This is a genomic window from Salinimicrobium sp. TH3 (assembly GCF_026676115.1).
GTDB lineage: Bacteria > Bacteroidota > Bacteroidia > Flavobacteriales > Flavobacteriaceae > Salinimicrobium.
Window position 1 is genome coordinate 76,757 of record NZ_JAPONB010000007.1, and the last position, 14,732, is coordinate 91,488.

General features: G+C 42.4%; 10 protein-coding genes. 2 read left to right on the top strand and 8 right to left on the bottom strand.

Annotated features, from left to right (window positions below):
* Window positions 1-33: 33 nt before the first annotated feature.
* The 8 genes from secA to OU683_RS11815 form a co-directional block, all read right to left on the bottom strand.
* Window positions 34-3,393, bottom strand: a complete 3,360-nt coding sequence (gene secA, locus OU683_RS11780) for a preprotein translocase subunit SecA (RefSeq protein WP_268138514.1) — start codon at window positions 3,391-3,393, stop codon at window positions 34-36.
* 88 nt (window positions 3,394-3,481) lie between these two features.
* Window positions 3,482-3,703: a DUF2795 domain-containing protein gene (locus OU683_RS11785; RefSeq protein WP_008272287.1), complete on the bottom strand. Its 222-nt coding sequence runs from the start codon at window positions 3,701-3,703 to the stop codon at window positions 3,482-3,484.
* A gap of 157 nt (window positions 3,704-3,860) precedes the next feature.
* Window positions 3,861-4,436 carry a cob(I)yrinic acid a,c-diamide adenosyltransferase gene (locus tag OU683_RS11790; RefSeq protein ID WP_268138523.1) on the bottom strand — a complete coding sequence of 192 codons (576 nt, stop codon included), beginning with the start codon at window positions 4,434-4,436 and terminating at the stop codon, window positions 3,861-3,863.
* A gap of 260 nt (window positions 4,437-4,696) precedes the next feature.
* Window positions 4,697-4,894: a hypothetical protein gene (locus OU683_RS11795; RefSeq protein ID WP_268138525.1), complete on the bottom strand. Its 198-nt coding sequence runs from the start codon at window positions 4,892-4,894 to the stop codon at window positions 4,697-4,699.
* A 683-nt stretch (window positions 4,895-5,577) separates the two neighbouring features.
* Window positions 5,578-6,285: an ABC transporter ATP-binding protein gene (locus tag OU683_RS11800; RefSeq protein WP_268138528.1), complete on the bottom strand. Its 708-nt coding sequence runs from the start codon at window positions 6,283-6,285 to the stop codon at window positions 5,578-5,580.
* A gap of 818 nt (window positions 6,286-7,103) precedes the next feature.
* Window positions 7,104-8,042: an O-methyltransferase gene (locus tag OU683_RS11805; RefSeq protein ID WP_268138530.1), complete on the bottom strand. Its 939-nt coding sequence runs from the start codon at window positions 8,040-8,042 to the stop codon at window positions 7,104-7,106.
* A gap of 226 nt (window positions 8,043-8,268) precedes the next feature.
* Complete coding sequence (locus OU683_RS11810; RefSeq protein WP_268138532.1) at window positions 8,269-8,859, bottom strand: hypothetical protein; 591 nt, start codon at window positions 8,857-8,859, stop codon at window positions 8,269-8,271.
* A 299-nt stretch (window positions 8,860-9,158) separates the two neighbouring features.
* Window positions 9,159-11,027, bottom strand: a complete 1,869-nt coding sequence (locus tag OU683_RS11815) for an ABC-F family ATP-binding cassette domain-containing protein (protein ID WP_268138534.1) — start codon at window positions 11,025-11,027, stop codon at window positions 9,159-9,161.
* Window positions 11,028-12,391: 1,364 nt separating this feature from the next.
* On the opposite strand from OU683_RS11815, the gene OU683_RS11820 reads away from it, so the two are divergent.
* Both OU683_RS11820 and OU683_RS11825 read left to right on the top strand, forming a co-directional pair.
* Window positions 12,392-13,315: a GDP-L-fucose synthase family protein gene (locus OU683_RS11820; RefSeq protein ID WP_268138537.1), complete on the top strand. Its 924-nt coding sequence runs from the start codon at window positions 12,392-12,394 to the stop codon at window positions 13,313-13,315.
* A gap of 155 nt (window positions 13,316-13,470) precedes the next feature.
* The gene (locus OU683_RS11825; protein WP_268138539.1) at window positions 13,471-14,169 is read left to right on the top strand and encodes an outer membrane beta-barrel protein; all 699 of its coding nucleotides are present in this window, start codon (window positions 13,471-13,473) and stop codon (window positions 14,167-14,169) included.
* Window positions 14,170-14,732: the final 563 nt, after the last annotated feature.

Here is a 14,732-nt window from a genome sequence, read left to right on the forward strand (position 1 = left end):
AGGGGAGAAATATTTTGGTTCAGATTTAGCTAGTTAATCATCTACAAGTACCCAGTCTCCTTTGTCAAGAAGCGGAATGGCTTGTTTAAATTTCATGCTTTTATTTTCACCCGTCATCACATTTTTAATGGTGACCTTGTCGTTACGGCCGATCTTTGGGCGTTCCCGGGTGATAGTTTCAGTTACCTGAGGGCGACGTTGCTGAGTTTGGCCTGCAGCCCTACTTTGGGCAGCTCTCTCATCCATATTCGGGATTTCTTCCTTCGAAGTCTCAACAGCCTCTTTTTTCCTGGTTTGTCTTGCCTCTTTAATTTGAGCAGGGTTTGGTGCAGGAAGTTCTCCTTTGAACAGGAAGGAGATCACATCTTTATTTACCATGTCAAGCATCACCTTGAACAATTCAAAAGCTTCGAACTTATAGATCAACAATGGATCCTTTTGTTCGTGTACAGCCAACTGCACACTCTGTTTAAGCTCGTCCATCTTCCTTAGGTGAGTCTTCCAGGCGTCGTCAATGATCGCCAAACTTATGTTCTTTTCAAAGTCGGTGATTAACTGCTTACCTTCACTTTCATATGCTTTTTCAAGATTGGTAACTACCTGCAGGGTTTTCGTGCCATCCGTAAATGGAACAGCGATCCTTTCAAAGCTATTTCCTTTATCTTCCCACACCTGCTTGATCACAGGGTAAGCAGCTTCGGCATTGCGTTTCATCTTTTCAAGGTAGTGCTCGTAGGCAGCCTTGTAAACGGTTCTTGCAATCTTTTGAAAATCCATTTTGTCGAACTCTTCCTTGGTCACAGGAGAACTCATGGAGAAATAGCGAATAAGTTCGAACTCAAAGTTCTTAAAGTCGCTCGCCAGTTTATTTGTTTCTGCAATACCTTCTGCAGTATCATAGATCATGTTTGAAATATCCACACGCAATCTGTCTCCAAATAAGGCGTGGTAACGTCGCTTATAAACCACCTCACGCTGGGCATTCATCACATCGTCATACTCCAGAAGTCGCTTACGTACTCCAAAGTTGTTCTCTTCCACCTTTTTCTGAGCGCGTTCAATGGATTTAGAGATCATGGAATGCTGGATCACTTCTCCTTCTTCCAGACCCATGCGGTCCATTAATTTCGCGATCTTTTCCGATCCAAACAGGCGCATCAGGTTATCTTCAAGAGACACATAAAACTGTGAACTTCCGGGATCTCCCTGTCGTCCTGCACGACCTCTTAACTGCCTGTCCACGCGTCTTGAGTCGTGACGCTCTGTACCTACAATGGCAAGACCGCCAGCTTCCTTAACTTCTTTGGACAATTTAATATCTGTACCACGACCGGCCATGTTGGTGGCTATGGTCACAACGCCCGAGTTACCTGCTTCGGCAACAATATCGGCTTCCTTCTTATGCAGTTTTGCGTTAAGAACGTTGTGAGGTACGTTGCGCAGTTTAAGCATACGGCTAAGCAATTCTGAAATTTCTACGGAGGTAGTACCAATCAACACCGGTCTTCCCGCCTTGGAAAGTTCGGTTACATGATCGATTACTGCATTGTATTTTTCACGTTTGGTCTTGTAGACCAGATCTTCTTTATCTTTTCTTGCGATAGGGCGGTTCGTCGGAATTTCTACCACATCCAATTTGTAGATCTCCCACAATTCTCCTGCTTCGGTCACAGCTGTACCGGTCATCCCCGATAGTTTGCTGTACATCCTGAAATAATTCTGTAGGGTTACCGTAGCAAAGGTTTGCGTGGCATCTTCAATCTTCACATTCTCCTTGGCTTCAATTGCCTGATGTAGTCCGTCACTGTATCGACGGCCTTCCATGATACGGCCGGTTTGTTCATCCACAATTTTCACCTTGTTGTCCATCACCACATATTCGGTGTCTTTTTCAAACAGGGTGTAAGCCTTTAACAGCTGACGCATGGTGTGAATTCTCTCGCTCTTCACGCTGTAGTCGCGGAATAGATCTTCTTTCTTTTCGGCTTCTTCCTCTTTAGCAAGACCTTCTTTCTCGATCTTGGCGATCTCCATCCCAATTTCGGGCATTACGAAGAAATCGGGGTCATCTTTACCTGAAAGGAATTCGATTCCCTTATCTGTAAGGTCGATCTGGTTATTTTTCTCCTCGATCACAAAATACAATTCGGCATCAACCGTGGGCATTTCCCGGTTGTTATCGGCCATGTACTTGTTCTCTGTTTTCTGAAGAAGCGCCTTAACACCTTCTTCACTCAGATATTTTATAAGAGCCTTATTCTTTGGAAGTCCGCGGTACACGCGTAACAACTGTAATCCACCTTCCTCGGTGTTTCCCGAAGCTATAAGTTTTTTGGCTTCAGCAAGAACCCCGGTTAAATATTTTCGCTGTACCTCAACAATGTTGGCGATAGCAGGTTTTAATTGATCGAATTCATGAACGTCGCCCTTGGGAATTGGTCCCGAAATAATAAGAGGCGTTCTCGCATCATCAACCAGCACCGAATCCACCTCATCTACTATGGCGTAGTTGTGGGGACGTTGCACAAGATCGTCGGGCGAATGTGACATGTTATCCCGCAGGTAATCAAATCCAAATTCATTATTGGTTCCGTAGGTGATATCGGCATTGTATGCCTTTCTACGGGAAGCTGAATTGGGACGGTGGTAATCAATACAGTCAACAGTCAAGCCATGGAACTGGAAAATAGGAGCCATCCATGCGCTGTCACGTTTTGCCAGGTAATCGTTCACCGTAACCAGGTGCACCCCGTTCCCGGTAAGGCCGTTAAGGTACATGGGAAGTGTGGCCACAAGGGTTTTACCTTCCCCGGTTTGCATCTCTGCGATCTTTCCCTGGTGCATTGCGACACCACCTATAAGCTGCACATCGTAGTGCACCATATCCCAGGTAATGGGTTTTCCGGCAGCATCCCAAGAATTCTTCCAAATTGCATGATCTCCTTCAAGATTCACATAATCCTTATCGGCAGAAAGTTCACGGTCATAGGCAGATGCCGTGACCTTTAATTCGGTATTGTTTTTAAAACGTTTAGCTGTTTCCTTAACGGTGGCAAATGCTTCGGGCAGGATCTCGTTGAGAACACCTTCAGAAATCTCATAAGACTTCTCTTTTAATGCGTCAACTTCGGCGTAAATGTCTTCTTTTCGGGTAATATCTTCAGATGCATCGGCTTCGGCATTTAGACTCGTGATCTGTTCATTCACCTCCTTAAGCGCATCTTCAATCCTGGTCTTGAAAGCCGTGGTCTTAGCGCGGAGTTCATCCAGGCTAAGAGCTTCATATTCTTTTTCGAGAGCGAGGATCTGGTTGACTATAGGCTGAATCTCCTTAATGTCTTTCTTAGACTTGTCGCCGACAAAAACTTTCAATACGGTATCTAAAAAACTCATATGTTTTTGTGGTATTTAATATGTCAAAGTTAAGCAAAAAAAAAGCCTCAATTCTGAGACTTTTTTCTGCTGTTATTTAAGTGTGCTTTTAATATTCATCTTCATTCCAGAGGTAGTCCTCATCTGTAGGATAATCGGGCCAGATTTCCTCTATTGAATCATAGGAATCTCCCTCATCTTCAATAGCCTGCAGGTTTTCGACAACCTCCAGGGGCGCACCCGTCCTGATGGCGTAATCAATTAACTCATCTTTTGTGGCGGGCCATGGCGCATCACTAAGGTAGGATGCTAATTCTAATGTCCAATACATTGGTTAATCGGTTTTAATTTTTGCAAAAATAATTTTTTTGACGAGATAGTCAAGAAAAAAATCATCTTTTTATCACTAATTTTAAGAACGTATCTCTTCCACTGTAATTCCTTATAAAATAGAGGTCTTAAGTAAAAAATCTGCAGAATCCGGGATTTTAAGATTCCTTCTGGGGAATCCATTGGATTTCCTCTGCCTGTAGATCATGAGACAACTTTCGTGCCAGCACAAAAAGGTAGTCACTTAGACGGTTAAGGTACTGCAGCACCTGCTCCTCAAACGGTTCAATTTCATATAGGGCAGTGGCTAAACGTTCGGCGCGGCGGCATACACAGCGGGCTACGTGACAAACTGACACGGTTTGATGTCCTCCCGGAAGTACAAAATGTGTCATAGGCGGTAGAGCTTCATTCATTCTGTCCATTTCCTGCTCCAGTAATTCTATATCCTTTTGCGAGATCAATGGGATATCCAGGCGCTTTTTACCACTTTTAAGCACTGCCTTTTCAGGATCGGTAGCAAGTGTAGAACCTATGGTGAACAGCCGGTCCTGGATCTTTAGGATGATCTCCTTGCTGTGCTCATCTACCTGCTGGTCACGCAGGAGCCCCAGGTTAGAATTTAGCTCGTCTACTGTGCCGTAACTTTCAATGCGAATATGATGTTTGGAAACCCGGGTGCCGCCAAAAAGAGCAGTAGTGCCTTTGTCCCCTGTTTTTGTGTAAATCTTCATGTTTTCAATTTTAATACTTCTTCTGTGAAAGGGTGCCTAAAGTAGGAAAATTTGAAGTGTTTTTGAAACCGAAAGCTAACAGGTGTTTTAGAAAAATATAAAAGTCCTTAATGAAGAGAACATACATCCGGAGATGTGGGAAGATCTTATTTCTGAAGCATCTCCTTAACACCTCTTAAAAAAGACCTTTTTGAGGGGAATTTTCAGAAATGTCTTGTGAAGGAACAGGAAATTATTTTTAATAATACTCAGGCTGAAGGCTAATCTCCAATGTTCATTTCGGGCGTACTGTTCCCATTCTTTCTTCTGAATTTCCCGCGGATCTTTTCGCTTAGCGAACGGCGCCATTCGAGTTCCTTTTTCCTTCTTTTTATGCTTCTTATCCAAAGGAAAAAGGCGACACAGATACATGCCAGGGCCAGGTACAGAAATATCTCGTTCAACAAAAACTCTTCCATGGCATATGGATTTTATATAGTTAATTTACAGAAAATTCCTGATAAACCGAAACTTATATCCTGTTAAAACTCTATAATAAACTTTACTTTTTCTTCCTTTTTCTTTCGAGATATCGCTTTCTAAAGCTTTCGTTTTGCCGGTTCCTCTTGGTTTGATTTCGGGTCCAGAGAAAAAAGGCAAGGAAAACCACAATAAGGATGATATATTTTAGAGTGTCGCTGTCGAAAAAAGACATTTTGAAGGTAGATTTTAGAAGTTAGAATTTTGAAGGGGGTGTTGCATGTTGCCTGTTGCCCGTTGCCTGTTGCTTGTTGCCTGTTGCACGTTACCGGTTGTCTGTTGCACGTTGCCTGTTGCCGGATCGAGGTTCGGGTTTTACAAACTAACCTCGATTTCATAACCACTTATCACTGCTGCTAAAAGGAGTTGCAAAAAGGACCTTTTTTGGAGGTGCTTCGCAGTTAACTTTTGGCTTTTACCCTGCCTCAATTACAGTTTACACTATATAAGCTACAATATACATCATACATCAAAAACTGTCAACTAACCCCTGCGCACTGCCTACTGAACAAGAAAGTTGCCTGTTTCGCGTTTTTACTATTAGAATCTAAAAATATAAATTTTCTACTGAGCTGATACTAGTTCACTTCGAATTTCATACCTGATCTTGTACTTCGTCCCGCTAACTTTGTACTTCCAAATTCACTTCCTTCTTTTCGTCGCTTTCGATCATTCCGTCGCGTAGGCGTATGATGCGATGTGCATGTCGTGCAATGTCTTCTTCGTGGGTTACCAGGATCACTGTATTTCCAGACCTGTGAATCTCATCAAAGAGGTTCATGATCTCCAGGGAAGTTTTTGAATCCAGGTTTCCTGTGGGCTCATCGGCAAGGATGATGGATGGGTTATTGACCAGAGCCCTACCTACAGCAACCCTTTGTCGCTGCCCTCCCGAAAGCTGATTAGGTTTATGATCCATCCTGTCGGCCAGGCCAACATCGGCCAGTACTTTCTCGGCACGTTCCTTCCGCTGACTTTTTGAAGCACCCGCATAGATCATGGGAAGAGCTACGTTTTCAAGAGCGGTGGTGCGGGGGAGGAGGTTAAAGGTTTGAAAGACAAAGCCAATTTCCTTGTTGCGAATCTCTGCCAGCTCATCGTCTGTCATTTTACTCACATCTTTCCCGTTAAGTATATACTGCCCGGAGGTGGGAGTATCCAGACATCCTAAAAGGTTCATTAAAGTAGACTTTCCTGAACCCGAAGGTCCCATAAAGGCAACATATTCCCCTTTTTCAATCTCAAGGTCAATACCTTTTAAAACTTTTACTACTTCCTGCCCCAGGTTAAAATCCCGGGTAATCTGCCTGATCTTAATGACGCTGCTCATAGACTAATGTGAATTCAAATTGTTAGACGCAAGATAAAGGAATATGTTACAAGTTCTCTTGCCGGGGAATTTTGATCCTTTGGAAATTCTATATTCCGGGACTTTCAGAAAATAGCCAAAGAGTTAAAGGCTAAAAGCTCTTTCAGGAAAAATGTCATTCCGGCGATAGGAGGAATCTCATTTGTAGACGAGAGATTCTTCGCTCCGCTAAAGCTTCGCTCTGAATGACAGGGATTCCAAGTTAGCGCTTCCTTTTCCCCTCCCTAAAGGGTGGGAAGCGCAGAGGGTTTGGAGATTATCCTAAAAACCAACAGCAAATGGCTAACAGCTGTTTTAAGTAAAATGTCATTCCGACGTTAGGAGGAATCTCATTTGTAGACGAGAGATTCTTCGCTCCGTAAAACTTTGGCTTTGAATGATAGAGATTCAAAGTTAGTGCTTCCTTTTCCCCTCCCTAAAGGGTGGGAAGCGCTGATATCCTTTAAAACAGCTAAAAGCCAAAAGTTGTTTTATGGAAAATGTCATTCCGACGCCAGGAGGAATCTCATGTGGAAACAAAAGATTCTTTGCTCTGCAAAAGTTTAGATTTGAATGATAGTGGAGACAAAATTGTGCTTCCTTTTTCCCTCCCTAAAGGGAGGAAAGCACTGATATCCTTTTAAAATAGCTAAAAGTAAAAAGTTGTTTTATGGAAAATGTGATTCCGACGATAGGAGGAATCTCATTTGTAGACGCGAGATTCTTCGCTTCGCAAAAGCTTCGCTCTGAATTACAATGTGGTCAACTGCCAACTAAACACCTGCGCACTGCCTACTAACTCACACTCTTATCACAAAATGCTCTTTCTCCTGTTCTCTCCTGAAAAAGACCAGTCCCCATTGAAAAGTGTCAATAGTTACCCTAACTTCTGAATGCTGCTTAATTATTTCCCAGGCTTCTTCCATTCCTTTAGACCAGTGGATATCGTCAAAGATCATGACGCTGTCATTGTGGACAGTGGGAAGTAGCTTTTCAAAATATGCTAAAGTGGCTTCTTTTTGGTGATTGCCGTCGATGAAGAGTAGTGAGTATTTAGTATTGAGTATTGAAATTGGAGTTGAGGGTTGTGGGCTGTCGGTTGTCGGTTGTTTTTTTTTGGAATTAGGAATTTGGAATTTAGAATTTCTGTTCGTCACGGATTGAAAATCCGCGCCATAGGCTAATCTGTTATCAGTTGTCAGTTGAGAGTTTGGTCTCACCACTGACCACTGACCACTGTCCACTAAAAATTTCTCAAATCTGTCAATCTTAAGCTCAATATCTTTAAATTCAAAAGTTTTGAATTTCTCCCTTGCTACCGCCGCTGTCTCAGGGCAACCTTCAAGAGTAGTGATCCTTATAGCATTTCCCGCTGCCATAGCAGCTGTTCCCAACCCAAGAGAAGTCCCGAGTTCCAGAGCATTATCTACTTCTAAATATCGTACCAGCCGATTTAATAGTCGGGCGCGTTTGGGGGATATGCCTGCAATTTTTGCCATTTTTGACACCTCCCTTTTATCAGATTTAAAAACCCTGCTTTTGGCACCAAAGTCTTTAACCTTAATAGTCCTTTTATCTTTTAACAGAGATTTTCGGTATTGCTTTAGAATTGAGTAAGAGGGATGTTTCTTCCGGTCATAGAAGCATTTAGTTACCAGGTTGTAAACAAAAGGTGAATGCACCCCATGCTGATTGCTGGAGCGGAGGAGGAATTTTATGTAGGCGAGAAAAGTGAACAATTGGCAATTAACAATTAACAATAATCAATAGGGCAATGATTCGAAATCGGATTTAGACGGTCATTTCATTCTCTGTCTTGACGGCAAATGTAAGGCAAACAATGCCTGTTCCAGGATTAAGTGTTCGGAAATCGGGCAAAATCTATTGCTTTAAGGGTAAAAAAACTGCCGAAAGGGTTAGGCAATCGATCACCCCTTTCGGCGGCTTGGAGCCCCGAAAGCGGGTTTAAAACAAATCCCTCTTCTCATTTCTCTCATGGTAAGCTTTAAAATTTTCTATGTCGCCAAACATTTGAATAACTTCTTTCCGCTTTAAAATAGTTGGACTTTTGGATATAATAACATTATAGGAGGACCAGGGATATTCTCTAATTCTTTGAACAACCTTATGATGCACGGGATTATTATGGATGTAAAAAATTACTTGTTTAAAATATTCTTCAGACGTGATCCTTTTTCTTTCAAATGGCTTTTCCATCAGACTTCCAGTTCTGCCATAATTTTTGTTTATGGCCTGAGCATATGCATTAAATAAATGACCGAGCTGTCTGGAGGCATCTGGTTTCTTTGGTTCTTTACCCGGAGAGAATAAATAGTCCTCCTTCTTAATTTCATCGTCAGTTTTGAGATAAATAAGTACATGAAAATGATTCTGCATTAGGCACCAGGCAAAGGTATCCGCTATTGGAGGAATATACTTTTTATAGAGTCGTAGAAAATGTTGGTAATTCTCATCTTCAAAAAAGATCTTAGAACCGTTGTTCCCACGGTTGTAGATGTGGTAGAAGTTTCCCGGTTCTATAGGTTCGATCTGCAATTTTTTAATTTTGAGGAAAGAAATTAAAGATAAAAATTATTAAACTAACCACTTTCAGGGTAAAAAAACCGCTGAAAGGGTTGGCAATCGGTCACCCCTTTCCACGGCTTGTTCTGCAATCTTTCTACGGCTCCAAATCCGGAAAGAAGATGGCCGGCAAAACAACCTCTTCCGGGGTTTAAAACCGTTTTAAAGGTTGGGTGTCTGTGGTAACCACCCCTTTCCGCGGCTTAGGGCCCGGAAAGCGGGTAGAAATCGACAACCTCTTCCAGCTTTAAAAAACCGCTGAAAGGATTTTCTTAACTTTCCATCTTCGCTCCCAATTCAAACCACCTCTCAGTTTTCTTTTCAATCTCGTCTTCGATCCTGCTTAATTCCACAGAAGATTTTTCGATCTCTTCCGGGCTCAGGTCCTGCAGGAATTTCTTCTGGACTTCTTCCTTTTTCTTTTCCAGGTTATGGATCTCCTTTTCCAGTTTGTTGTACTCCTTCTGCTCGTTATAGTTGAGGCCGGCGGAGGTGTTGCTTTCCTTCTTCCATGATTTTTTATCGGTAGAAGTTTCTGTCTTTTCAGCAGGAGCAGCTTCAGTACTGGCTTCGTATTCTCTATAATCGGTGTAATTTCCGGGGAAATCTTCGATCTCGGCTTTTCCTTTAAAAACAAACAAATGATCCACGATCTTGTCCATGAAATACCTGTCGTGGGAAACCACTACGAGACAACCGGGAAAATCGAGCAGGAAGTTCTCAAGCACATTCAGGGTAACAATGTCCAGGTCGTTGGTAGGCTCATCCAGGATAAGGAAGTTTGGGTTCTGGATCAAAACTGTACACAGGTACAAGCGTTTCTTTTCACCCCCACTTAGCTTCTCTACGTAATCGTACTGCTTCTTCCGGTCAAAAAGAAAGCGCTCCAGTAATTGCTGTGCAGAGATCTGTCGACCTTTCTTCAGCGGAATATAATCCCCGAACTCTCGTATCACATCAATAACTTTTTGTCCTTCTTTCACCTCAATTCCCCGCTGAGTATAATATCCGAACTTAATGGTTTCTCCGATAGTGATCTTGCCTGAATCGGGTTCAAGTCCTCCGGTGAGGATGTTCAAAAAAGTGGATTTACCGGTACCGTTTTTCCCGATGATCCCAATACGATCCCCCGGCTGGAAGTTATAGTTGAATTTGTCAAGCAACTCAAGGTTTCCAAAACTTTTAGACACATTATGGAACTCCACGATCTTATTCCCCAGCCGCTCCATATTGATCTCCAGTTGGACCTGGTGGTCATTGCGGCGTTTGGAGGCCCTGTCTTTGATCTCGTGGAAATCCTCAATACGTGATTTGGATTTTGTGGTCCTGGCTTTGGGCTGGCGGCGCATCCAGTCGAGTTCCTTTTTAAAAAGCTGCTTTGCCTTATCTGTATTGGTTTGCTCTGTGGTGATCCTGTCCTCTTTTTTGTCAAGATAGTAGGAGTAGTTTCCTTTATAGGTATAAAGGTTCCCGTCCTCCAGTTCTACGATCTCATTACATACCCTCTCCAGAAAATACCGGTCGTGAGTAACCATAAAAATGGTAAAATTCTCCTTGCGGAAAAATTCCTCCAGCCACTCGATCATGTCCAGATCCAGGTGGTTAGTAGGTTCATCCATGATAATGAGGTCGGGCTTATTGAGGATCATTGAAGCCAGGGCAAGACGTTTCTTTTGTCCACCGCTAAGGCTTCCTACCTTGGCATGCAGGTCTTCCAGGTTAAGCTTGAAAAGAATTTGCTTATAAGTGGATTCAAAATCCCAGGCCTGATGCGCTTCCATTTGCTCAAAAGCTTTTTGGTAAGCTTCAGAATCTTCCGGATTTTCCAGGGCCTTTTCGTAGCGCTCGATCACTTTCAGGATCTCATTATCTGAAGCAAAGATGGTTTGCTCTACCGTAAGCTTTGGATCCAGGTTTGGTTCCTGCGGAAGAAAGGCAGTGGTAATGTCTTTGCGATAGACCACATTTCCCGCATCGGGAGTATCGGCGCCCGAAAGGATGTTTAGCAGGGAAGTTTTCCCCGTTCCGTTCTTGGCTACAAATCCCACCTTGTCCCCTTCATTGATCCCAAAAGAGATATTTGAGAACAGTTCTCTTTCCCCGTAAGCCTTGGCTACATTTTCAACAGATAAATAATTCACGCAGTTATTTTTTGCAAAAGTAAGTTTTTTCAATGACCAATTAACAATGACCAATTAGCCGGGAGCAAATTCCAAATTTTAAGCAACAAATTCCAGCGTTTCCTTTAGTCTCTCGTTAAAACTTGGGAATCACAAATCTTAAAAAAAAATAGCCAAAGGCCTATAGATAAAAGTTGATAGCCTCCATATGTCATTCCGACGGCAGGAGGAATCTCTGGTGGGAACGAGAGATTCTTCGCTCCGCAAAAGCTTCGCTCTGAATGACAGTGGAGTCACAACTGGCGATTTCTTTTCGCCACCCTAAAGGGAGGGAATCACATGTGTTTTGAGAATATAATCAAAAGCCAAGAGCTAACAGCCAAAGTTTTTTGAAGAAAATTGTCATTCCGACGAAGGAGAAATCTCTTGTGGGAACGAGAGATTCTTCGCTCCGCGAAAGCTTCGCTCTGAATGACAGTATGGATTCAACCGGCGCTTCTTTTCCCCGCCCTAAAAGGAGAGAAGCGCAGGTGGATTGGGGAAAACAGCCAACGGCTAACGGTTAAGAGTTAATAGCTCTTTTATGGAAAATGTCATTCCGACGTAAGAGGAATCTCTGGTGGAAATGAAAGATTCTTCGCTCCTCAAAAGCTTCGCTCTGAATAACAGTGAAGTTACAACTGTCTATTTCTTTTTAACACCCTAAAGGGAGAGAAGCGCAAATATTGTGAAAAATGTCATTCCGACGTAGGAGGAATCTCTGGTGGGAACGAGGGATTCTTCGCTCCGCAAAAACTTCGATCTGAATGACAGGGTAATATGGCGCTTCCTTTTCCCTATCGATGGCTATCGGGACAAAAGGGAGGAAGTGCAGAGAGTTTGTGAAAAATAGCCAAAGGTTTAAAAGCTAAAGGCCAATAGCTATATAATTAATTCTAAAGCAGCTCCGGAGGAGCGAAATATTTATAGAAAAAAGTGCTGAATAGAAATGAGCTCCAGAGGAGCGACAGAGAGTTGGATTCGTATCAGTTTGGAAGGCTCGACACGGATCACAGATCCTCGCCATGATGAAACCTATTCCAAAATATTCTGAAGTAGATTTCTAAAGCAGCTCGGGAGGAGCGGTACCTGCAGCTCACCTGCGACGGTATAATTTCAAGCTCTAACAATATTTAAACCGCCAGCTAATATCCACAACTTAAAACCCTTTAAAACTAAATTGTTGATGATAAAATTAAGATTTGCTATGTTAGCCAAAATATAACAGCTTGAAGAGTCAGAAATGTTTTGGAATTCTTTAAGGCCAGGGACTAAAGGCAAACAGCTAACAGATTTTTAAATTTTTGAGCCTAAATTAATAAGAAAATAAAGCAGCAGAATAAACAGTGGAGAAAGAATCAAAAATATACGTGGTGGGGCATACCGGAATGGTGGGTTCGGCCCTAATGAGAAAGCTGGAACAGGAAGGATATAAAAATGTCATTTTTCGTACCTCTGCAGAACTTGATCTTACGAAACAGGAGGCTGTTGTAGATTTCTTTGAGGTAGAAAAGCCGGAATATGTGTTTATGGCAGCTGCCAAAGTTGGTGGTATAGCTGCAAATGATACCTACAGGGCCCAGTTCCTATATGAGAACCTAATGATCCAGAGCAACCTGATCCACCAAAGCTATGTTCACGGGGTGAAAAAGCTGCTGTTTTTAGCTTCCTCCTGTATATATCCTAAAATGGCTCCGCAACCCATCAAGGAAGAATACCTGCTCACGGGAGAGCTGGAACCTACCAATGAACCTTATGCAATTGCCAAAATCGCGGGGGTGAAGATGTGTGAAAATTACAACCGGCAGTACGGCTGCAACTTCATTTCGGTAATGCCCACAAATCTATACGGGCCCAATGACAATTTTGATCCTGAGACCTCTCACGTGCTTCCGGCATTGCTGCGGAAGTTCCATGAGGCAAAGATCACAGGTGCCGAAGAAGTAGTGGTTTGGGGTAGCGGCGAACCCCGCAGGGAATTCCTGCATGTGGATGATCTCGCCACAGCCTGTATCCACCTTATGAATACTTATAATGGGAATATTAGCCTTAACATTGGCACGGGAGAAGACATAGCAATTAAGGATTTAGCTGCTTTAATAGCGGAGATAACAGGTTATAAAGGCAAGATCATTTATGACCACTCCAAACCAGACGGTACTCCCAGAAAACTCCTCGATGTTTCTTTGGTCCATAGTTTTGGATGGTATGCAAGCATATCTTTGAGAGAAGGAATTGAAATGGTTTATGAAAAAGTTAAAAAGCAGTAGTAAATGTTTCTTCTTCCCTCTTAATACTGCCTTATAACAAATAAAGAGTTTAAACGTTATTAATTAACAGCTGTTGATTTAATATTGAAAAGAAATAATTGACATATCACCTTATTTTATTTTATTTGTAAACTTGTACTCCATATCCAATTCTCATGAGAAAATATTTTTTTGCCCTCCTGTTCATATTTGCCACTACTTATACCGGCTTTTCCCAAACCACTTTTGAATATGGCCTTAAAGGCGGAATTAACTACTCTATGGGCGGAGAGATCCAGGGGAATGATTCAAATACAACATATTGGGACGGAATTGCAGAAGGGGAAGGAGCTCTTGGATTTCATGGGGGAGTTTTCGGACAGGTCAACTTTGGGAAGTTCTTTATCCGACCAGAGGTGGTTTACAGTTCTTTAACCCAGGAATTTGCTATTCCGAAAAGGGAAGAGAATACCGACTTTAATGTTCAGACCTTTACTATTCCTTTGATGGTGGGGTACAATATCTACGGTCCGTTGGATGTTTATGCCGGCCCGGTGTATTCCAATGTTTTGGATGCTCAAATTCCCGATGAGGAATTAAATGATCTAATTGTAGTGCAGAATACCCCGATAAATGCCCAAATAGGAGCTAAGGTGGAATTTGGTCGTTTTGGTTTGGATGTGCGATACGAACATTCATTGTCTGATGCAGAAAGACAGGAACTGGATTTTGTTAATACTGAATATGGGGGCAATCAGGGAGGAGCTAACAGAGCTTATTTTAATGATGCCCGACTTAATCAGGTGATTGTTAGCCTTATCTTTAAAATTGGTGGTCCCGGATTGAACGAAAGAAGAAGGAGAGCCTGTTACTAAATCAAGTGGGCAGTAGGCAGTGTTTTAGTGGGCAGTTTAATTTTTAGAACCAAGAGACAAGAATCAAGAACCAGGATTTTTTAATTTTCAGTGTTCGGTGATCAGTCTTTTTTGAGAGCCAGATTTTCAGTAAGCAGTGCACAGTTTTTATGTTGGCAGTTTCTCTTTTTAGAACCAAGAGACAAGAGTCAAGAATCAAGACTTTTTTCTGTTTAGTGACCAGTCTACCGGTAACTAAAGTCATTTCGAAGACTTTTGAGCGACTGAGAAATCTGCCTCAGCATTACTGAAAACTTAACTCCTCGCTCTCATGATGAGATCCCTCGTCGCATCTCCTTTCTGCCGAAAGTAATTGCTCTGTCGGGATGGCACCTGAGGAACCACAGGTATAACTCGGAACCCGTAACCCTCAACTTGCAACTTGCAACTAGAAACTGGCAACCGGAAACTGACAACCGGCAACCGGCTACAGGAACAACCCGCATTTAACTTCATTTAACAAACTAAACCTCCATTTATTTTATTATTAACATTCAACACCTATATTTGTCTTTACCTATTTA

Coding starts and splice junctions, on each gene's coding strand:
- secA (WP_268138514.1), bottom strand. CDS start 3,393: ATGAGTTTTTTAGATACCGTATTGAAAGTTTTTGTCGGCGACAAGTCT.
- OU683_RS11785 (WP_008272287.1), bottom strand. CDS start 3,703: ATGTATTGGACATTAGAATTAGCATCCTACCTTAGTGATGCGCCATGG.
- OU683_RS11790 (WP_268138523.1), bottom strand. CDS start 4,436: ATGAAGATTTACACAAAAACAGGGGACAAAGGCACTACTGCTCTTTTT.
- OU683_RS11795 (WP_268138525.1), bottom strand. CDS start 4,894: ATGGAAGAGTTTTTGTTGAACGAGATATTTCTGTACCTGGCCCTGGCA.
- OU683_RS11800 (WP_268138528.1), bottom strand. CDS start 6,285: ATGAGCAGCGTCATTAAGATCAGGCAGATTACCCGGGATTTTAACCTG.
- OU683_RS11825 (WP_268138539.1), top strand. CDS start 13,471: ATGAGAAAATATTTTTTTGCCCTCCTGTTCATATTTGCCACTACTTAT.